The 20,183-nt window shown below is 68.1% G+C and carries 15 protein-coding genes and 1 pseudogene; 9 read left to right on the top strand and 7 right to left on the bottom strand.

The annotated features are described in order from the left end of the window. The first annotated feature begins 91 nt into the window (after positions 1-91). Positions 92-1,543: a dihydrolipoyl dehydrogenase family protein gene (locus AAFP30_RS10670; RefSeq protein ID WP_419229871.1), complete on the top strand. Its 1,452-nt coding sequence runs from the start codon at positions 92-94 to the stop codon at positions 1,541-1,543. A 1-nt stretch (position 1,544) separates the two neighbouring features. Here AAFP30_RS10670 and AAFP30_RS10665 read toward each other — a convergent pair whose 3' ends face one another. Next, positions 1,545-2,294, bottom strand: coding sequence for a pirin family protein (locus tag AAFP30_RS10665; RefSeq protein ID WP_419229870.1), 750 nt, complete (start codon positions 2,292-2,294; stop codon positions 1,545-1,547). A gap of 190 nt (positions 2,295-2,484) precedes the next feature. On the opposite strand from AAFP30_RS10665, the gene AAFP30_RS10660 reads away from it, so the two are divergent. Further along, a complete protein-coding gene (locus AAFP30_RS10660; RefSeq protein WP_419229869.1) occupies positions 2,485-4,122 on the top strand; it encodes an NTF2-like N-terminal transpeptidase domain-containing protein in 1,638 nt (545 codons plus the stop codon). 15 nt (positions 4,123-4,137) lie between these two features. Here the strand turns inward: AAFP30_RS10660 and AAFP30_RS10655 are convergent, their stop codons facing one another. Together AAFP30_RS10655 and AAFP30_RS10650 are read right to left on the bottom strand one after the other, a co-directional pair. Next, on the bottom strand, positions 4,138-4,590 hold the full coding sequence (locus tag AAFP30_RS10655) for a DUF3054 domain-containing protein (protein ID WP_419229868.1): 453 nt from the start codon (positions 4,588-4,590) through the stop codon (positions 4,138-4,140). A 5-nt stretch (positions 4,591-4,595) separates the two neighbouring features. Then, positions 4,596-5,741, bottom strand: a complete 1,146-nt coding sequence (locus tag AAFP30_RS10650) for a lysylphosphatidylglycerol synthase transmembrane domain-containing protein (protein WP_419229867.1) — start codon at positions 5,739-5,741, stop codon at positions 4,596-4,598. Between the two features lie 34 nt (positions 5,742-5,775). On the opposite strand from AAFP30_RS10650, the gene AAFP30_RS10645 reads away from it, so the two are divergent. From AAFP30_RS10645 to AAFP30_RS10635, 3 genes and pseudogenes are all read left to right on the top strand, one after another. Further along, positions 5,776-7,044, top strand: coding sequence for an AI-2E family transporter (locus tag AAFP30_RS10645; protein WP_419229866.1), 1,269 nt, complete (start codon positions 5,776-5,778; stop codon positions 7,042-7,044). A gap of 6 nt (positions 7,045-7,050) precedes the next feature. Next, positions 7,051-8,232 carry a MacS family sensor histidine kinase gene (gene macS, locus AAFP30_RS10640; protein WP_419229865.1) on the top strand — a complete coding sequence of 394 codons (1,182 nt, stop codon included), beginning with the start codon at positions 7,051-7,053 and terminating at the stop codon, positions 8,230-8,232. Beyond that, a pseudogene (locus AAFP30_RS10635) lies at positions 8,229-8,898 on the top strand (response regulator). The gene macS and the pseudogene AAFP30_RS10635 overlap by 4 nt, the downstream one beginning before the upstream one ends. 109 nt (positions 8,899-9,007) lie before the next feature. Here the strand turns inward: AAFP30_RS10635 and AAFP30_RS10630 are convergent. From AAFP30_RS10630 to trmB, 4 genes are all read right to left on the bottom strand, one after another. Further along, entirely contained in the window at positions 9,008-10,360 is a 1,353-nt protein-coding gene (locus tag AAFP30_RS10630) for an MFS transporter (protein WP_419229864.1), read from the bottom strand. 275 nt (positions 10,361-10,635) lie between these two features. Then, entirely contained in the window at positions 10,636-13,617 is a 2,982-nt protein-coding gene (locus AAFP30_RS10625; protein WP_419229863.1) for an MMPL family transporter, read from the bottom strand. Between the two features lie 98 nt (positions 13,618-13,715). Next, on the bottom strand, positions 13,716-14,378 hold the full coding sequence (locus tag AAFP30_RS10620) for an NYN domain-containing protein (protein WP_419229862.1): 663 nt from the start codon (positions 14,376-14,378) through the stop codon (positions 13,716-13,718). Beyond that, positions 14,375-15,136 (bottom strand): tRNA (guanosine(46)-N7)-methyltransferase TrmB, encoded by a 762-nt coding sequence (gene trmB, locus AAFP30_RS10615; protein ID WP_419229861.1) that lies wholly within the window; start codon positions 15,134-15,136, stop codon positions 14,375-14,377. Before trmB ends, AAFP30_RS10620 begins: the two co-directional genes overlap by 4 nt. A gap of 90 nt (positions 15,137-15,226) precedes the next feature. On the opposite strand from trmB, the gene AAFP30_RS10610 reads away from it, so the two are divergent. The 4 genes from AAFP30_RS10610 (at position 15,227) to AAFP30_RS10595 (ending at position 20,143) form a co-directional block, all read left to right on the top strand. Further along, positions 15,227-16,126: a hypothetical protein gene (locus tag AAFP30_RS10610; protein ID WP_419229860.1), complete on the top strand. Its 900-nt coding sequence runs from the start codon at positions 15,227-15,229 to the stop codon at positions 16,124-16,126. Next, on the top strand, positions 16,123-17,658 hold the full coding sequence (locus AAFP30_RS10605) for a hypothetical protein (RefSeq protein WP_419229859.1): 1,536 nt from the start codon (positions 16,123-16,125) through the stop codon (positions 17,656-17,658). Before AAFP30_RS10610 ends, AAFP30_RS10605 begins: the two co-directional genes overlap by 4 nt. A gap of 108 nt (positions 17,659-17,766) precedes the next feature. Continuing rightward, positions 17,767-18,150: a DUF6802 family protein gene (locus AAFP30_RS10600; RefSeq protein ID WP_419230157.1), complete on the top strand. Its 384-nt coding sequence runs from the start codon at positions 17,767-17,769 to the stop codon at positions 18,148-18,150. 166 nt (positions 18,151-18,316) lie between these two features. Further along, positions 18,317-20,143, top strand: a complete 1,827-nt coding sequence (locus tag AAFP30_RS10595; RefSeq protein ID WP_419229858.1) for a phosphoenolpyruvate carboxykinase (GTP) — start codon at positions 18,317-18,319, stop codon at positions 20,141-20,143. The last annotated feature ends 40 nt before the right edge of the window (positions 20,144-20,183 follow it).

Below are 20,183 nucleotides of genomic sequence, written 5' to 3'. Positions count from 1 at the left end.
CCTGACACCGCTTCGGTGATCCGTCAGCCGCGTGGTGATCGCTTTGAGCGGAACCGGCGTACTGCGGTGGGTCCGCGCTTACGGTGGAGCCATGGCCCCAGCCGAGACCGATACCTACGACGTCGTCGTGATCGGCGGCGGACCGGTCGGCGAGAACGCCGCCGACTACGCGATCCGCAACAGCGATCGCACCGCGGTGATCGTCGAGCACCAACTCGTCGGCGGCGAATGCTCCTTCTGGGCCTGCATGCCCAGCAAGGCGTTGCTCGGACCCGGCGCGGCGCTCGCTACCGCGCGTGGGCTGCCCGGCGCTCGGGAACGGGTGACGCAGGCGTCACCCGACCCGGCCGCGGTGATCGGGTGGCGCGACACCGTCACCCACGGGCGCGACGACACGTCGCAGATCGAGTGGGCGCGGGGCGCCGGTATCGACGTCGTCCGTGGGCACGCCCGGATTGTCGGGGAGCGGACGGTGGAGGTGGGGGAGCGACGGCTGACGGCTCGGCACGCGGTGGTCGTCGCGACCGGCAGCGTCGCGTCGATCCCGCCGATCGACGAGCTGCGCGAAGCGCTGCCGTGGACGTCCCGCGACGCCACCAATGTGGTCGAAGTGCCCGAACGTGTGGTCATTCTCGGCGGCGGCGTCGTGGCATGTGAGGCGGCGACCTGGCTGCTCGACCTGGGTGTTGCCGAGCTCACCATGGTCGTGCGGGGGGAGCGGCTGCTACCCAAGGCCGAACTGTTCGCCTCGGCGGCGATCGCCGACGCGCTCGGCGAACGAGGTGCTCGCGTTCGCTTCGGCTGCCAGATCAGCGCCGTGCAGCGCCCGGACGCCGCCGACACCGGCTACGGCCGAATCCACGGCGGACCGTGCCGGGTCACCCTCACCGACGCCGCCGGCGAGCAAGAACTCGAGGTCGACGAGGTGTTGGTCGCCGCTGGGCGCTCCCCGGCGACCCGCGACCTCGGACTCGACCGGCTCGGCATCGAGGCCGGTAAACCGCTGCGCGTCGACGACCACCTCACGGTGCCCGACCACCCGTGGCTCTACGCCGTCGGCGACGCGAACGGTCGCGTGTCGTTGACCCACATGGGCAAATATCAGGCACGCGTGGCGGGCGAGGTGATCGCGGCCCGTGCCGACGGGCGTTCCCTCGAGGCGCCACGTCTGAGCGCATCCGCCGACCACGACGCGATCCCGCAGGTCGTGTTCACCAGGCCGCAGTTGGCGTCGGTGGGTCGCACCGAGGCGCAGGCGCGCGCCGACGGCGTCGAGGTGCAGACCGTCGAGGCCGACATCGCGGTGGCCGGTTCCTACCTGCACGGTCCCGACGACACCGGTCACGCCAACCTGGTCATCGACCGCGCCCGCGGGGTGGTGGTCGGTGCCACCTTCGTCGGGCCCGATATCGCCGAACTCGTGCATGCGGCGACGATCGCGGTGGTCGGTGAGGTGCCGGTCGATCGGCTGTGGCATGCCGTTCCCGCGTATCCCACGGTCAGCGAGGTGTGGTTGCGGTTGCTGGAGGCAGTCGCTCCCTGAGTCACCCGCCCATCAACTCGCGCAGATCCCGGCCCATCGACCAGATGAGGAGTTCGGCGTCGGCGGTGGCGGTGATCGGCTCGCCGCCGACATCGGTGCCGCGGACGGCATCGCCCTCGTCGAGCCGATGGCCGCCGACATCGACCGATCCCCGGGTGACATAGGCGTGGGAGAAGCGTGCAGTGGGCAAACTCACCGTCGACCCCGCGGTGAGACGCACCGCATGCAGCGTGGCCGATTTGTTGGCGATCCGGATCGCGGAATCAACGGTCGGATCGCCCGACGCGACCGCCACCAGGCGGCCGTCGACGAGCTCGGCCTCGACCTCGTGTTGAGCGTAAGACGGCGCCAGTCCGGACTCGTCGGGCATGATCCACATCTGGACGAACCGCGTCGGCGTCGTTCCGGCGGTCGACAACTGCTCCCAGGTGTCGTTTCGTTCCGAATGCAGCACCCCCGTGCCGGCGCTCATCCGTTGTGCCAGACCGGGATACACGATCCCGGAGTTGCCCTCGGAATCCTGGTGCACCAGCGATCCGGAAGTGACCCAGGTGACGATTTCGGACTCGCGGTGCGGGTGTTGGTCAAAGCCCTGTAACGGACTGACCACATCATCGTTATTTACCAAGAGGACACCGTGATTGGTGTTGGATGGATCGTAGTGATCGCCGAAGGAGAAGCTGTGGCGCGACGTCAACCATTCGGTGTCGGATACCAGACGGTCTTGGCCGGGGATCACCCAGAAGGTCATACGCCCAGTATCTCCTCTCTCGAGTGAGCGGAATGGGAAAGGGGGACCCATAATGAATTCGCGATTCGGCCTGTTGCATCATGTGCGTGTGGCGGCCGACACACCCCGAGACCCGATCGTGACCGGTCGGAGACCCGAATGGAAGCCGGCAAACTCGAAATCCGGTGTTACAAGAGTGAAAATTGAGGTTATGAGGATCTGGGTGAAGCGCGCGCCGATACTGGCCTGCGTGACGGTGGCGTGCAGCGTCGCGGTGGTCGGTTGTAGCGCCGGGGCCGCCGACGACGGGACCGCGGCGGGTGCGGCCCGCCAGTTCGCCGCCGCCATGGGGCGGCAGGACGCGGGTGGCGCAGCCAAATACACCACCGCCCCCGGACAGGCCGGCGAGGCGTTGACCCAGACCCTGCAGTCGATGAATGCGCAGTCCGTGCAGGTGAGCGTCGAGAAGCCGGTCGAGTACAGCGACGGCACCGCGTCGTTCTCGCTGAAGACCACCTACAAGTGGCCCAAGAACCGCACGTTCGAGACGACGACGTCGGGGACTGCACGCCACCTGACCACTGGCTGGAAGATCACCTGGGACCCGGCGATCATCTATCCGGACCTGCCGCCGGGTGGTGCGATCCGGGAGATCCGCACCGACGCGACCCCGTCCCCGACCGTGCGCAGCCGGACCGGCAAGACCTTCATGTACCTGCAGCCGGTCAACGACATCATCCTCGACCCGACCCAGACCAAGGACGTGAACTCCTCGGTGCGGGCGCTCGCGCGCACGCTCAAGCCGATCGCGCCGCTGATAACGTCCCAGGTCCTCAGCGAGAAGCTGGCCGAGTCGCAGGGCAAGCCGATCACCGCGGTGACGCTACGGGACCCCGACATGGAGGTCCTGACGTCGAATCCGGGCGCTGTGCCGGGGGTGACCGTCCGGAAGGCCGGCATGCTGGTCATGGCCGACCGTCGGCTGTCGTCGCCGCTCGAGGACGGACTGACCAACTACTGGCAGGCCATCCGCGATGCCACCGCGGGATGGCAGGTCCAGGTGACCGCGCCGGGTATCAAGCCGCGCAAGCTCGCCGGTGAGCAGGGCCCGCCCGGTCCGAGCGTCAACACCACAGTCGACCAGAATCTGCAGCTCACCCTCGGCGATGCGGCGGTCGAGGTGGCCCAGCCGGCGACTCTCCTCGCGCTGGATGCGACCTCGGGTGCGGTGCTGGGGATGGCGCAGAACGACGCCGCCCGCTCCCGTGGCATCAACGTCGACGACGTCTACCCCGTGGGGTCCACGCTGAACCCGGTGATGGCCGCCGTCGAGCAGACCGCCAACGCCAACCAGGAGGTCAGCGGCGACATCCTCGACCGGTTGGGTCTCGGTGTGCAGTTCACGGTGCCGGGCGCGAGCGCGCCCACGGCCAACCAGCCGGGCGTGGCGACCGTTGACTTCCAGCCGAACCAGACGACCGCGTCGATGATGAACATGGGAGCACTGGGCGTGGCCATGGCGCGCAGCACTGCGGGCCAGATGACGTCGGTGGCCCCCTACGTGATCAACGGGGTGCCCACCACGGTCAGCGGCGGCAAGCTCGGCGAGCTCGACGCGGCGACAACCGCGCCGATCCTCAAGGCGATGGCGACCACGGCGAAGTCCGGCGACGCAAGCGACCTGACCCGGGCGCCGGGATTGAAGGCGCTGGTCGGCACCAACGGACCGCAGGGGCCGGGATGGTTCATCGGCCTGCAGGGCGGCAAGGTCCTGGTGGTCTACTGCGAGGGCGAGAAGTCGGGTACCGCGGCGCTGCAGGTGGCGCAGAAGTACTTCACCATCAGGTAGCGCCAGAGCGGTTCGTCAGTGGGCGGCGCGGCGTCGCAGGATGACGCCGGCGAGGGCGCGCCAGCCCAGCAGGAACACCGCGAGCACCACACTCGCGACGATCACAAAACTGGCGGCGACGCCCTGGTGCAGCAGATACCGCAGGATCATGGCGACGACGACGGTGCAGAACCAGATCGTCACGCCAGCCGGCACTAGCCGATCGGGCCGGAAGTCGTTGCGGAACCAGTCGCTGGACCGGACGTGGGAGAACACATAGCCGATCGACCAGCCCGCCGCGGTGCCGATGAGGAACGGCCACAGCGTTTGCAGGACGCCGAGGATTGCGAAACCCTCGTCGTGACTCGACCGGCCGATCAGCACGAACACGGTCACTGCGACGACGTCGATCAGTGCGGTCACCGCCAACGGCACCCGCGATACCGACGTCGAGACACCGGTGGCGTCGAGCGTTTGAGACCTGACCATGCCCTTTACGGTAGCGGGTCGCCGCGGGCGGAGCCGTCGCTGCCGTCCGTGTCGGCCGCATCGGGCTGCTCGACGGTCGGCTCTGTGTCGCGGTCGGCGTCCATCTCCGCCTCGAGTGTGTCGTTGCGTTTGATGCGGTGGCGGAACGCGACGAACACGATCACCCAGCCGATGGCCGCGATGAGGACGTAGCTGATCACGCGGTAGAGCAACACCGCGGTGATGGCGTCGGCGGCGGGCATGCCGGCACTGGTCAGGGCGGGGACGAGCACCGCGTCGACGACTCCGATGCCGCCGGGCAGCAGGGGTACCGCGGTGCCCACGGCCTTGCCCGCGGCGTAGGCGACCATCAGCCCGGCGATGCTCGGGTGTGCGCCGACCGCCCAGCAGGCGAAGGCGAGGCAGGCGACGTCGGCGACCCAGTTCCACATACTCCAGAGGAATGCGACGGCGAGGTCGCGCTGCTTCATCTGCACCGCACGCAACTGCTCGAGGGTCTCCAGGATGCGCGCCCGGCCGGCTTCTTCGGGCTTGTTGCGGATCTGGTTGTACCAGGACAGCACGCGCAGCAGCCCGGTCTGCAGCACCTCGGGATGGCTGGCCAGGTACTGGAACACGACCGCGACCGCAATGAATCCGACGATGGAGAACACCACCGAGAAGGGGCTGGTCTTGGCGCCCGCGAGCAGCGCACCGCCGAACCCGAGGACGGCCAGGCCGACGCCGGCCAGCAGTCCGGACATCACCACCTGCCACGACGCCACCACGGGTGTCGCACCCCACCTGCGGGTTTCGCGGTAGACGAACGCAGGCGCCAGCACGGGCCCGCCCGGCATCGTCTGGCTGACCGAGTTTGACGCGAGGATCACCGCCAGTGACTGCCGCTGCGTGACCCGCACCCCCGCGGACCGCAACAAGGTGCGCTGCACGTGCGCGAAGCTGTCCATCGACAGCAGTGCCGCCGCGATACTGGCCACCACCCACACCCAGTCGAGGTCGCCGATGCGGTGCCACGCGTCCTCGAGGCTCGGCGCGATGAGCACGATCTCGGCGGTGAGCACCACCACGACGATCGCCAGCAGGACCCACCGAATCCACCAGAAGCGCGACCGGGCGGCTGTGCGCTGGATATTGGGGCCATCCGACGACATAGCCCTCACCCTATCGGCGATTACTCTGGCAACCGTGAGCGATGCCGACACGGACCTGGCCACCCTGGATCGCGCGAAGGTCCATCCACTGGTCCGCGCGGGTGCCGAATGGACCTGGCGCCTGCTGGTACTGGCGGCCGGTGCGTACGTGCTGCTGACGATCTTCCGTCACTTCGAAGAGGTCCTGGTGCCCGTCGCGTTGGCCATCCTGGCCGCGGCGATGCTGGTGCCGGTGGTCGACCTCTTGGACCGCAGGCGATTTCCGCGTTCACTCGCGGTGCTGGTCACCATCATCGTCGCCCTCGGGTTATTGGCCGCGGTGATGACCTTCGTGGTCCAGGAGTTCATCCGCGGATTCCCCGAGTTGACCAGGCAGATCACCGTCACCGTCGACCGCACCCGGGACTGGCTGGTCAACGGTCCACTCGACATCGACGAAGATCAAGTACGCAACCTCGGTGACGACATCACCAATTTCCTGCAGCACAATCAGGACAAAGTGACCAGCGGCGCCTTGGCCACCGCGACCACCGCCACCGAAATCGTCACGGGCGCACTGCTGACCGTCTTCCTACTCATCTTCTTCCTCTACGGCGGTGGACAGATCTGGACGTTCGTCACCAAAGTGATCCCGCACGGCACCCGCGGACGGGTGCGCGCTGCCGGCATCGCCGGGTTCGGCACCCTCGTCGGCTATGTTCGGGCGACGGTCGCGGTCGCCTTCGTCGACGCATTGGGTATCGGGATCGGACTGGCGATTCTCCGTGTCCCGCTGGCGCTTCCGCTGGCCTCACTGGTGTTCCTGGGTGCCTTCATCCCGATCGTCGGCGCGCTCGTGACCGGCACGCTGGCGGTTCTGGTTGCACTCGTCACGCAGGGCTGGATCGCGGCCGTCATCGCGCTGGCCATCGTCATCGGGGTCATGCAATTGGAAAGCCATGTCTTGCAGCCATTTCTGCTGGGCAGATCGGTGCGGCTACACCCGGTGGCGGTGGTGCTTGCCATCGCGGCGGGCATCGTGACCATGGGTATTGTCGGCGGACTGCTCGCAGTCCCGTTGATCGCGTTTGCCAACACCGCGATTCGGCACATGGCCGGCAGTGCGCGACGGCACGCACAGGCGCAGGCCGACGAGCGCATGTACCCGGCGAAACCGGACGAACCGCGGTGGGATCGGCCTTCCGCGGTGGACGAAGCGCAGGTCGAGTCGGAGGCAGAAGACGGTGGGCGGCAGAAGGAATCCCCGCCAGAGAAGGCGGCCTCGGATACGCCGCCGGTGACCCCGCATGCCGAGGACGAATGATCTGTCATGAGCGAGCGCACGCCCGTCAGTGACGCCACCTCGCTGGCGCGGGAAGTCGACACCGACCCGGCGGGCCCGATGTGGCGGGGCGCGCAACTCCTGCGGTTCCTGTCGTATCTCTATGCCTTGGGTTTTCAGATCGCCATCAACGACGACCTGGCGCACGGCATGCTCACCTGGGTGCTGTTCGGCCTGCTGTCGGTGTGGACGCTTGCCTGTGGAATCGCGTATTACGTTGGCTTCGGGCGTAATTGGTACTGGGTCGGCACCGAGGTCATCGTCGCGTGCGGGTTGATGCTCTCGACGTCGTATGTGGCAAGCGCCGATTGGGTGCTGAGCAATCAGTCCTGGCCAACCACCCTGTGGGCGACGAACGCGGTCATCTCGGTAGCGATTCTCGCCGGACCCATCTGGGGGATCGTCGGCGGCCTCATCATCGGCGGCACAAGCATCTTCGTGAAAGGTTGGGTCAACCTGGATTTCGGCCGCAACGCCACCATCATCGTCATCATCGCGACCGGTATGGCAGTGGGGTTGGCGGCGGTGATCACGCGACGCGCACACGACGCGCTCACCCAGGCGGCCAGAATCGCCGCGGCCACCGAGGAACGCGAACGGCTGTCCCGCGAGGTGCACGATGGGGTGCTGCAAGTACTTTCGTTGATCGCCAAGCGTGGCCGCGAGATCGGTGGTCCCACCACCGAACTCGCCGAGTTGGCCGGCGAGCAGGAACGTGCATTGCGTCGGTTGATCGCCGGCACCGGGACCGACATCGCGGTCGCCGGCGGAACGGCCGATCTCGGGGTCATGTTGCACTCTTTTGCCGGAGAACGGATCTCGGTCAGTGCGCCGGCGACCCCCGTCGTCGTCGACGCCGTCTTGGCCCAGGAGATGCATCGTGCGGTGACCAATGCGCTGGACAACGTCGAGTTGCACGCCGGGCCGGGTGCGCAGGCTTACGTGCTCTTGGAAGATCTCGACGATCGCATCGTGGTGAGCATCCGGGACAACGGCGTGGGAATCGCGCCGGGGCGCCTCGCGCAGGCCGAACAGCAAGGCCGGATGGGTATCTCGCGGTCGATCCGCGGCCGCATCGAACGACTCGGCGGGACAGCGGTACTCGATTCGGCGCCCGACGTCGGGACAGAATGGGAACTGACGGTACCCATAGAGCGAGAGGGATCATGACTTCCGACGATGTGGCGCAGGGCGGATTGCGGGTGATGGTGGTCGACGATCATCCGATGTGGCGCGACGGGGTGGCTCGTGACCTCGAGGAATCGGGCTTCGAGGTGGTTGCCACCGCCGACGGGGTGGGTAGTGCCGGGCGACGAGCCGGTGCCGTGCGACCCGACGTCGTGCTGATGGACATGCAGTTGCCCGACGGCAACGGTGCCGACGCGACGGCCGCCGTGCTCGCGGCGTCACCGTCGTCGAAGGTGTTGGTGCTGTCGGCATCCGACGAGCGTGATGACGTGTTGCAGGCGGTCAAGGCGGGCGCGTCGGGCTACCTGGTGAAGAGTTCGTCGAAGGCCGACCTCGTGGCGGCCGTGCGCGCCACCGGCGACGGGCAGGCGGTGTTCACACCCGGTCTGGCCGGCCTGATCCTCGGCGAGTACCGCCGCATGTCGGCCGCACCCGACCCCGACGAGAATCGACCCAGGCTCACCGACCGGGAGACCGAGGTGTTGCGGTATGTGGCAAAGGGGCTGAGCGCCAAGCAGATTGCCACGAAGTTGTCGTTGAGTCACCGGACGGTGGAGAACCACGTCCAAGCGACCCTGCGCAAACTGCAACTGGGCAATCGGGTGGAGCTCACCCCGGTATGCGATCGAGCGCGGGCTGGACGAGTGATGCGGTTCCTACACGCCCTCGTTCCTCGGGCTGCTCAGCCAGCGACATGACGAGTGACGGCCCTCCTCGCGATGATCGCAAGGAGGGCCGTCAGCTCTGGTTTGTCGGGTTACTCGGCAGTGGCCAACCGCGCTGTGGTGGCCGGTGCCTCGACGTCGTCCGTCGGTCGCGACGGCACCAACAGCGTGGCCGCGGCGCCGGCGAGAGCGATACCGGCGAAGATGTAGAACGCCACGCCCGAGGAGATCCCGGCGCCGATCAGCAGGCCACCGATCATCGGGCCGACGATGCCGCCGAGCCGTCCGAAGCCGGCACACCAGGCCACACCGGCCGCACGGGCGTTGGTGGGGTAGTAGTTCGAGGTGTAGCCGTAGATCAGCACCTGGGTGCCGATGGTGCCGGTACCGGCGACGGCGACCGCGGCGAGCAGGATCGGCAGCGGGAATCCGAAGGTGAGCAGGATCAGTGCGAAGGCCGCGATGCAGAACGAGGTGGCCACGATGCGCTGCGGTCCGCGACGATCGGCCATGCGGGCGGCGATCAGGCCGCCGACGATCGCGCCGCCGTTGAGCACCAGCAGGAAGGCGAGCGAGCCCTTGGCGTTGAAGCCTGCCGACTTCATGATCTGCGGCAGCCAGGTGTTGAGGCCGTAGGTCAGTAGCAGACCGGCGAAGCTCATCATGCCCAGGAGCATGGTCGGCACCAGGAAACGCTTGGAGGCGAGGACCGCGAATCCGACTTTCTCGGCGCTGTCGTCGTCGGCGACCGCCGGACGGACCGGGTGCAGATCGACCGGGATGCCGGTGCGGTCGCTGACGGCCTGGGCGTCGGCGAGGCGGCCACGGGAGACCAGCCACTGCGGCGACTCGGGCATCTTCGCCCAGGCCAGCGGCAGCAGGGTGACCAGGGGCAGAGCGCCGATCCAGAACATGCCGCGCCAGCCGATGTGGTCGGCGAAGAGCATCGCCAGGATGGCCGCGACCACGCCGCCGGCCGGGACACCGCTGTAGACGATGGCGTTGAACAGGTTCTTCTTGGCGGGCGGGGCGAACTCGGCGATCATCGCGCCGACGGTGGCGACCAGGCCGCCGATGCCGATGCCGGTGAGGCAGCGCAGGATGCCGAAGGTCACCAGGTTGTTGGCGAGAGCGGTGGCGCCCATGCCGATGGAGAACCAGACGATGTTGAACAGCATCATCCGGCGACGTCCGACGCGATCGCCGAACGTGCCGGCGAGCAGGGCGCCGATCATGACACCGACCAGGGCATACGACCCGAGAGCGCCGGCCTGACCGGGCGTCAGGTGGCCGAGCTGGGTGGGGTCGGCGAGCAGCGTGGGGAGCACGGTGCCGTAGACGACCAGGTCGTAGCCGTCGAAGACGATCGCGATGGTGGCGAGGGTGACGAGCCAGAGCACGCTCTTACGGTGCTCGGGTCCGGCCCAGGTGGACGGGGTGTTCATGGGGGCTGCCTCTCCGACATATCCGACATTTGCGGTGTCTTGAGAGACAATGCTGCGGTACTGTGCGGCCGATCACACCAGGCATATGCCCAGTGTTGACCAATCCGCGATTGATAACCGAAATGTCCGAATCGGTCGACTGGGCGCGTGTGGTTTCGACACGCTCGGCTCCTCCGTCGCCGGGCTGCTCAACCAGCGGGGGCGGCGCGTGTGGTTTCGACACGCTCGGCTCCTCCGTCGCCGGGCTGCTCAACCAGCGGGGGGGCGAGCTTGCCTCAGCTGTCGCGGCGACTGCGGCGCAGCAACTCCTGCACGCTGATCTGGCCGCGCTGCCCATCCTCATCGGTGCGGGCGTGGCGGTCCGAACGCGTCGCGTCTTGGTCCGTCTGGTCGGCCGGCTTCGGCGCCGACTGCGATGCCGGCGTGGGCGCTTCCGGGGTCAGCGAGGCCGCAAGCGGACGCTTCCCGGTCGCGTCGAGCGCCGGTCGCCGGTTCATCAGCGACTCGGTCGGGGGGAGCGGTGCGGCGGGGGTGGCCGGCGGTTTCGGCGCACCGGCCGGTGGCGTGGGTTGCGGCGCAGGGTGCGGGGCGCCGTTCCGCGGCGGAACCGCAGGCCGCGCAGGTGGCTGCGCAACATCATTGCTGCCCAAGCGAATTCCGCCTGCGCCCAGCTTCCAGCCGCCGGTGTCCGGGCGATCGGACCGGCCACGGCCGCGGCGTGGTGGCATCGGCGGACGGGGTGCCGGCGGCGTCGGGGTGGCCGTCGCAGGCTGTACCGGGGCCGGACCCGACGGTGCGGGTTGGGGGCCCGGTGTCTCGGTCGGGCGCGGTGCGGTCGGCGCCGAGCGCTGCGCCATCCGCGCGGGACCGCGCGCGGAATCCGGCCGGACCGTGGGTCGCGGCATAGTGGCGATCGTCGCCCCGGATCCGGCGGCGGCCGCCGCGGCGACGAGACTGCCGGAGGATCGCGCGGCGTGCGCGTGGGCGTTGTCGGTGAGTTCATCGGGTTCGTCGTCGAGCAAGGTCTCGCCGAGGCCGATCTTGCGCTGCCACCGCTGCATCCAGCGGGGTGCCCACCAGCAGTCGTCGCCGAGCAGCTTCATCACCGACGGCACCAGCAACATGCGGATGATGGTGGCGTCGAGGATGAGCGCGGCGATCATGCCGTACGCGATGTACTTCATCATCACGATCTCGGACAGGCCGAACGCGCCGGTCACCACGACGAGGATGGCCGCGGCGGCGGTGATGATGCGTCCGGTGTGTGCGGTACCGATCCGAATCGCGTCGGTCGTGCTGGCACCCTTCTGCCGGGCCTCCACCATGCGGGACAACAGGAATATCTCGTAGTCGGTCGACAGACCGAAGACGATCGCGATGATCAGCACCAGCACCGCCGCGAACAGCGGTCCCGGGGTGAAGTTCGCGATGCTCGCGCCGTGGCCGTCGACGAAGATCCACGTGAGGATGCCGAGCGTGGCCGCCAGGCCCAGCGCCGACATCAACGCCGCCTTGATCGGCAACACCAGCGAACCGAACGCCAGGAACATCAGCAGACCGGTCACCAGGACCAACAGGATGGCCATCAGCGGTAGCCGCGACATCAGGGCGTCGATGGAGTCCTGGGTCAACGTCGGCGTGCCGGCCACCCACATGGTGAGACCCTGTTTGTCGATGGCGCGCAGATCCTTGATCGCCTCACCCGCGGTGTCGCGGTCCACCAATCCGGCCGACATCTGCAGGATCTGCGGCCCGTTGTCGCCGTACTGGCCGGACAGCGCGCCGTCGGTCGCCGAGGTACTGAACTGCTTGGTGAAGCCCGGGATCTTGTTCGCCTCGTCGGCAACCGCCTGCAGCTTCTCGCCACTGTTGTTGTCGTTCGGGTCGTAGGCGATGACCAGCTTGATCTCTTCGGTGCGCTCGGCGGGGAAGTACTTGTCGAAGTCCTCCTGCGCGATGCGACTCGGATTGTCCGGCGGCAGGTAGGCCTCGCTGATGCCACCGAACTTGATCCCGCCGAAGGGGATCGCGAGCAGGAGCAACAGGGCCACGGTCGGCACCGCGGTGGCGACCGGATGCTGCATCACCCAGCCCGACAGGCGGCCCCAGAAACCGTTTTCGATCTCTTCGCGGGTCTTGGTCCGGTTGAGGAACGGCAGGCTCAGCGCGTCGACGCGCCGGCCGAGGATGCTCAGGATGGCCGGCAGCACGGTGATCGACAGCAGCGCCGCCAGTGTGACCGAGGCGATCGCGCCGTAGGCGACCGACTTGAGGAAGCCCTGCGGCATGATCAGCAGACACGCCAGGGCCGCGACGATGATGGTGGCCGAGAACACCACGGTCTGACCCGAGGTCATCACCGATCTGCGGACCGCGGCCTTCGTCGAGTACCCCTCGGCCAGCTCCTCCCGGAACCGGCTGACGATGAACAGGCCGTAGTCGATGGCGATGCCCAGGCCGATCAGGGTGACCACCGACTGGGCGAAGATGTTGAGCTCGGTGACCTGCGCCAGGATCTTCATGATGCCCAGCGACCCGGCGATCGTCAGACCGCCGATCAGCACGGGCAGGCAGGCGGCCACCACACCGCCGAAGATGAAGAACAGCATGATCGCCACCACCGGCAGCGCGATCACCTCGGCCCGCCGGATGTCTTCGTCCATCCCCCGCGACATCGCGCCCGCCACCGGTTGCAGACCGGCGAGCTGGAAGGTCGTGCCGGGCATGTCGTAGCGTTCGGCGATGTTGTCGAAGAACGGTTCGATCGTCTTGTAGTTGTTGAGCACCGTGGTGTCGTCGTTGCCCTTGACGCCGATGCTGATGAACGCGTGCTGGTTGTTGTCGGTGAAGGTGCGTTCGCGGATCGTCTGCTGCGCGGCCTCGGCGGCCGGCGACGAATTCTGCTGGTAGAAGGGGTCGATGATGCCGGGATCTTCCCGGTTGACGATGTCGCCGTGCTCGGTGAGCAGGGCGTCCATGAAGTTCTCGACCTTGGCGCCGAACTCGGGATCGTCGACGGTGGTGCCCGCGGGCGGGGTGATCAGCAGGATCACGTCGGATCGGTGATCGCGACCGAGTGCGGTGTCGGCGACCACGGATCCCTTGGCCGACTCCGACGTCGGGTCGAACCACCCGCTCTGGCTCAGGTGCTTGCCGAGATCGAGACCGTAGAGTCCCAGACCACCCATGAGTGCGATGAGCACTGCGATGACGGCGAAGCGCATCCGATAGACGAATGTGCCGATGGCTCCGAACACGCCTTGTTCCTTCCTCACCTCGTCGCAGGACGGTTGATTCTTTCAGGTACTCCTGAGTGACGCCTGAGTCATGGCGACCCGGAACCTCGCTCGACCGCTCAGTCCAGCAGGGCCCGCAGCGGCCGGAACGGCGTCAACCAGGCGCCGTCGTCGGGCAGTGCGTCGAGGCTGATCCGCGGTAGCGGCTCCCGGAACACCCCGGCGATGTCCTCGAGATCGATGAACTGCAGCTCATCGGTCGTCAGCGCCCAGCTGGCGTGCTCGCGGAAACCGATCACCGTGACCGGGATCCCCTCGCGCGCGACATCCATCAGCGGGTCCCGGAACGCCTGCCCGTCCGCAGACGCGACGACGAGTCCCGCCAGCCCCACAGTGTGCCTGCGAAGTTCGATGTGGTCGAGCATGTCGGCGTCGACGTCGCTGTCGTCGGCCAGTTTCGGCTTGGCGAACACGGCGTATCCGACGTTGCGCAGCGCGTCCACCCACGGCCGTACAACGTCGGCGCTACCAGGCACGATGTTGGTGAACACGGTCGCCTCGGGCTCGATCTCCACGCCGGGATCCGCGTCACGCTCGACGCTCGTCGTGAGCTGCAACAACCAGCGGCCCAAAGCGTCGAATCGGGGTCGATGTGCGGCGGTGGGACGACCGCCGAGTATCCCACCGAGGCCCATGTCCATGTTCGGGGCGTCCCACACCAGCAGCACCCGCCGCGCGGAACTCTGCCCGCCCACTGCCTCGCCGAATCTGCCGTCGCTCATGCGTCGTCCCCTTCGCTCGTCCGATCCTTCGGTGTCGGCTTCACATAGACGAACTCGTTGACCCCGCGGCCCTCGCGTTCGGCGCGGCCCTCGAACTTGGTCGTGGGGCGCTCCAGCAGGATCGGCTCCGCCCGCGTCGACGGGATCACGTGTGAGCGATCCGCCCGCTGGGTGGCGAGGCGCTCGGCGATCCACTCGGCATAGTCGGCGTGATCGGTCGCGATGTGCAGGATGCCGCCCGGCACCAGGCGGTCGGCCATCAGCTCGATCGTGCCGCTCTGCAGCAACCGTCGTTTGTGGTGGCGCGTCTTGGGCCACGGATCGGGGAAGAACACCCGAATCCCGGTCAGGCTCTCGGGGCCCAGTAGCTCGCGCAGCACCACCATCGCGTCGCCGCGGACCATCCGCACGTTCGTCAGACCGTTGCGATCGACGAGACCGAGGAGTTGGGCCAGGCCGGGGCGGTAGACCTCGACGGCGACGACGTCGACGTCGGGTTCGGCCTCGGCCATCGCGGCGGTCGCGATACCGGTGCCGCTGCCGATCTCGAGCACTCGAGGTGCCTGCCGACCGAACCACGCATCGAGATCAAGGGGCGGCTCCGCCTCCGCCGACGGCGCCAGATCGCGCCCGAGCTGCGGCCACAACGTCTCCCAGTTACGCTCCTGTCCCGTCGTCAGGGAACCCCGGCGGAACCGGAAACTGGTTACCCGCGGGTACAGGCGTGACTGGTCGACACTCTCGCTCACCTGACCCATGGTTCCTCATGACACCGAACAAATGACAGTCGACACCGGTTTTGCGCCGGTCAGGCGACTTCTCCGGTGGCCGGACGCTACATTTCCCTCATGTCGCACGCCCACCCCGCCGCTTCGACGAGCGCGCTGACCCGCGCCGCCGACGACGGACGTCTGGGTGAGTTCGTCGCCGCGTCGTCACCGGCGCGGGCCGAACTCGATGCGGCGGCCCGCCGCTACACACGCCCCCTGCAGGTGCAGGTGCGCGGGCGGCCCGGCACCGGCCGCGACACGCTCGCACGTGCCCTGCGGGAACGTTTGTCGATCACTGCGATCGGCCCCGGGGAGGGCGATGACGGGCAGGTCGACGCCGACCTGTGGGTCTACCTGCTGACCGGGCCGCCCCGGCGGGCCGATCACCAGAATCTGGCCACGTTGCCCACGGATCGGACGATCGTGGTGCTCGGCAAGGCCGATATCCACGGCGACCCGGCCGTCGCCGACCGGCTCGCCGCACGGTGTGCGGACCAGATCCTGACCCCGGTGTATCCGGTATCGCCGCTGCTCGCGTGCGTTGACCTGCGCGACGACGAGTTCGACTTCCTCCGCCGCCTCGTCGCGGCCGGCGAGGAGATGCCGTCGATGGCCGCGCAGTTTCCGACCGCCACGCTCGCCGGTCGACCCACGCCGGCCGGCGCCGCACCGTTTCTCGGTGACGAACGAGCGCTGCGCGCCGGACTGCTCCGCCGAGTCGACCAGCACGGGCTCGAGCGGGCACTGGACCTCATCGCCGACCACGACCCGGCCGGCGCCGCGGTCGACGCTCTCAATGACGAGTTGCGGGCGATGGGACGGATGACGTCGCTGCTTGATCCGGTCCGCCAACGCATCGCGTCGGTGCGGCACTGGCGTGCGCTGGAACTGCGGGCGCAGGTCGCCCGGATCGCCGCGCGCGGCCACGACCGGGACACCCTCGAGTACCTGCTGGCCGGGGAGGCGGTGCCGGCGTGACCGTCGTCGACGCCGCCACCGACCCTGACCTGGTCCGGCGGGTTCACGCACTCACCGGGTTCGATTCCGGGATCGTCGACGGCACCGGGACCGAGGTCGCGGTCTTCGGGATCGGCGGAACCGGGGTGACCAGCTTCGTCGAGGCGTGTCACGCCGTCGATCCGTCGGCTGCGGTCAGCGAGGGACGGTGGCGACGTCGTCAACCACCCGGTTTGGCCGCTTCCGGCCCCACCGATCGCGCTGTCGGGATCGCGCTGATGCTGCTCGATCCGTCGTCATCGATCGGAGACGAGGAGCGGGCCGCCATCGAGGAACTCCGCTCCCGCTTCGGCATCGTCGCCCTGGTGTGCACCAAGATCGACGTGTTCTGGGAATGGCCACGCATCCTGCGCGCGCATCGCGGACTGCTCGACCCGCACGAACAACTACCGGTGTTCGCGGTGTCGTCGCTGGCCGCGCTCTCCGGCGCCGCCGACGAATCCGGGATACCGGCGGTCCTCGACTGGATTCGGGAGCACCTCGCCGCACCCGACGACCTGCGGCGCGAACGGGCCCGGGTGGCGGCGGCGCTCGGTGCGCTCGAACACGCCGAGGCGAGCATCACCCGCGCCGCCGACACCGATGCGGCCGAGATCGACGCCGAGGCACTCACCCGTCGTCGTCGGGCGGCGGTGGAATCGCGGGACCGCGGTCGTGCCGACCGGTTGACCGCGGCCCGGACCGGACTGGCCCGGGCGCGCAGCCAATCGATGGCCGAGGTCGCGAGCGGCTGCCGGGCACTGGCCACCGCGGCCACGACCCGATGCGCGAGCCTCACCGCCACCGGCGTCGACGACTACGTCGGCTGGCTGCGTGCCGAGGTGACCGCACTCGGCGAACACATCGAGCAGGCCGTCGATGCCCGCATCGAGGAGGTGCGCGCGGTGACGACGATCGGCATCGATGCCGATCCCGGCGATATCGTGGCCGACTCCGAGGCAGAGCTGCGGCGCAGCGAGGACCCGGCACCCGCGTCGACGTTCGGCCGACCCGTTCCCACCGGGCGACGCGGTGCCGAGGACGCGATGCTGGTCATCATCGGTGCGTCCACCGGCGTCGGATTCGGCCGGCTGATCGTCGCGCCGATGGCCTCGGTGCAGACCCTGCAGTGGGTGAGCATGCCGCTGACCCTGCTGCTCGGCGTCGCGATCGCCGCCTGGGTGATCCGGGTCCGCCGCACCAGTGGGCTACGCGCCGAGATCCGGGGCTGGACCACCGACGCCCTCGGCGAGACACGGGGGCGCCTCGAGCAGCTGGTCGCGTCACGCATGGCGGCCGCCGAGCCGCGGTTGCTGAGCCAGATCACCCGTTATCACGAGCGGCGGACCCGGCAGGTGGCCGCGGAGATCGCCGGCATCGACGACCAGCTGCGCGCCCGGCGTGCGGGCGGCGCCGAGCAGGGCCACCGCGACCGACTGAACCGCATCAGCACCACTCATCGCGATCTCGCCGCGCTATCGGTGGCGCTGACCGGCGAAGACGGCGAAGATTGAGCGGGATCGGGGTCCGGGTGGAACCGTTTGCTGTCGTCGTGCGTCTAAACAGTTACGGCGACTTGTGGCCGACGGTGTCCGGGCCAGACGAGGGGAGCGCACGTGGATATGTCATTTCTCGGCGGTGAGCCGTCGGACGGCCACTTCGGCGACGGGCCGTTCGAGGGTGGGCACGGCATCTCGGCCGAGACACACCCGGTGGCGCACATCACCGACGAGGCCACCTCGACCTCGCCGGTCGACCACCTGTGGATGCACTCGGACGGACGGGTCTGGGATCTCGGGCCGGCCGACGTCGACACCGACAGTGACGGCATCCCGGACTCGCTGACCCGCAGCGGACCCGACGGGCTCGCCGTCTACACCGACACCGACCACGACGGACAGGTCGACAAGATCACCGAGGTCGACGGCCATGGTGGCTTCACATCGCGCACGCTGGACCCCGCGAGCGGTGTCTGGCAGGCGACCGACTCCGGTCGCCTGGGCTGACCCGAAATTATTTGCCTCTCTAAGGTTGCGCACCCGCCGAGTGTGGGATATACCGCATCTCGTTCACCGGGGTACCTTCCGAGCGCTCGGTGAACGTATCCTGTGGTGACGACGACATCGTTGATGGCATTGACCCCGCCGTCACCTCGGAGGAGAAACCAACCAAATGACCGCAGCCGCCATTCCCGGACTCGACCCGAACACCGCGCCGACCAAACACGCCGAACTGCTCGCCTGGGTGGCCGAAATCGCCGAATTGACCCAACCCGACCGGGTGGTGTGGTCCGACGGTAGTGATGCGGAGTGGGATCGCCTGACGAGTGAGCTGGTCGAGGCGGGCACACTGGTCAAGCTGAACGAGGAGAAGAAGCCGAACTCGTTCCTGGCCAACTCCGACCCCGCCGATGTCGCCCGCGTGGAGTCGCGGACCTACATCTGCTCCAAGAACAAGGCCGACGCCGGACCGACCAACAACTGGGTCGATCCCACCGAGATGCGCGAGACCATGACCGGTCTCTACCGCGGCAGCATGCGCGGCCGCACGATGTTCGTCATCCCGTTCTGCATGGGTCCCCTCGGTTCCGACGACCCGAAACTGGGCGTGGAGATCACCGACTCCGAGTACGTCGTGCTGTCCATGAAGATCATGACCCGCGTCGGCCCGAAGGTGCTCGAACTCCTCGGTGACGACGGGTTCTTCGTCAAGGCGCTGCACTCGGTCGGTGCACCGCTCGAGCCGGGGCAGGCCGACGTCCCGTGGCCGTGCAACCCGGACAAGTACATCACCCACTTCCCCGAGGACCGCGAGATCTGGTCCTACGGTTCCGGCTACGGCGGCAACGCGCTGCTCGGCAAGAAGTGCTACGCCCTGCGTATCGCCTCGGTGCTCGCCCACGACGAGGGCTGGCTGGCCGAGCACATGCTGATCCTCAAGCTCACCAACCCGGAGAACAAGGTCTACTACGTCGCGGCGGCTTTCCCGAGCGCCTGCGGCAAGACCAACCTCGCGATGATCCAGCCGACCATCCCGGGCTGGAAGGCCGAGACCGTCGGCGACGACATCGCCTGGATGCGCTTCGGCGAGGACGGCCGCCTCTACGCGATCAACCCGGAGTTCGGTTTCTTCGGCGTTGCGCCGGGCACCAGCGACGACTCCAACCCGAACGCGATGCGCACCATCGAAGCCGGAAACACCCTGTACACCAACGTCGCTCGTACCGACGACGGTGACATCTGGTGGGAGGGTATCGACGGCGAGACCCCGGCGCACCTCACCGACTGGCTGGGCAACGACTGGACCCCGGAGTCCGACCACAAGGCCGCACACCCGAACTCGCGGTACTGCACCCCGATTTCGCAGTGCCCGTCGCTGGCCCCCGAGTGGGATGACCCGCAGGGCGTGCCGATCTCGGCGATCCTCTTCGGCGGCCGCCGCAAGACCACCGTCCCGCTGGTGACCGAGGCCCGCGACTGGCAGCACGGCGTCTTCATGGGTGCCACCGTCGGCTCCGAGCAGACCGCCGCCGCCGAGGGCAAGGTCGGCACCGTGCGCCGCGACCCGATGGCGATGCTGCCGTTCCTCGGCTACCACGTCGGCGACTACTTCGCCCACTGGATCAACCTCGGCAAGAACGCCGACGCAACCAAACTGCCGAAGGTGTTCTACGTCAACTGGTTCCGTCGTGGCGACGACGGCCGCTTCCTGTGGCCCGGATTCGGCGAGAACAGCCGCGTCCTCGAGTGGATCGTCGGACGGATCGAAGGCAAGAACGAGGGTGTCGACACCCCGATCGGCATCGTCGCGAAGCCCGAGGAGATCGACGTCGACGGTCTCGATGTGCCGGCCGAGGACGTGGCCGCCGCACTCGCGGTCAACGACGACGAATGGCGCAAGGAACTCCCGCTGATCGAGGAACTCTTCGAGTTCGTCGGCGAGCGTCTGCCGAGTGGACTCCAGGACGAGCTGGCGATCCTCAAGCAGCGCCTGAGCTGACAATTCCGGCGCATCGACCGGCCCGAGTCTCGGAGCGGTC

This window comes from Gordonia sp. CPCC 205515, from assembly GCF_048537925.1.
GTDB lineage: Bacteria > Actinomycetota > Actinomycetes > Mycobacteriales > Mycobacteriaceae > Gordonia.
Note: the sequence above shows the minus strand (reverse complement) of the source record. Positions and strands in the feature narration are given on the sequence as shown.

Bases quoted from the DNA above. Each gene is read 5' to 3' on its own strand.
- trmB (WP_419229861.1), bottom strand. From the start codon at position 15,136: ATGGGTCAGGTGAGCGAGAGTGTCGACCAGTCACGCCTGTACCCGCGG.
- AAFP30_RS10610 (WP_419229860.1), top strand. From the start codon at position 15,227: ATGTCGCACGCCCACCCCGCCGCTTCGACGAGCGCGCTGACCCGCGCC.
- AAFP30_RS10600 (WP_419230157.1), top strand. From the start codon at position 17,767: ATGTCATTTCTCGGCGGTGAGCCGTCGGACGGCCACTTCGGCGACGGG.
- macS (WP_419229865.1), top strand. From the start codon at position 7,051: ATGAGCGAGCGCACGCCCGTCAGTGACGCCACCTCGCTGGCGCGGGAA.
- AAFP30_RS10595 (WP_419229858.1), top strand. From the start codon at position 18,317: ATGACCGCAGCCGCCATTCCCGGACTCGACCCGAACACCGCGCCGACC.
- AAFP30_RS10620 (WP_419229862.1), bottom strand. From the start codon at position 14,378: ATGAGCGACGGCAGATTCGGCGAGGCAGTGGGCGGGCAGAGTTCCGCG.
- AAFP30_RS10650 (WP_419229867.1), bottom strand. From the start codon at position 5,741: ATGTCGTCGGATGGCCCCAATATCCAGCGCACAGCCGCCCGGTCGCGC.
- AAFP30_RS10630 (WP_419229864.1), bottom strand. From the start codon at position 10,360: ATGAACACCCCGTCCACCTGGGCCGGACCCGAGCACCGTAAGAGCGTG.
- AAFP30_RS10665 (WP_419229870.1), bottom strand. From the start codon at position 2,294: ATGACCTTCTGGGTGATCCCCGGCCAAGACCGTCTGGTATCCGACACC.
- AAFP30_RS10670 (WP_419229871.1), top strand. From the start codon at position 92: ATGGCCCCAGCCGAGACCGATACCTACGACGTCGTCGTGATCGGCGGC.
- AAFP30_RS10660 (WP_419229869.1), top strand. From the start codon at position 2,485: ATGAGGATCTGGGTGAAGCGCGCGCCGATACTGGCCTGCGTGACGGTG.
- AAFP30_RS10655 (WP_419229868.1), bottom strand. From the start codon at position 4,590: ATGGTCAGGTCTCAAACGCTCGACGCCACCGGTGTCTCGACGTCGGTA.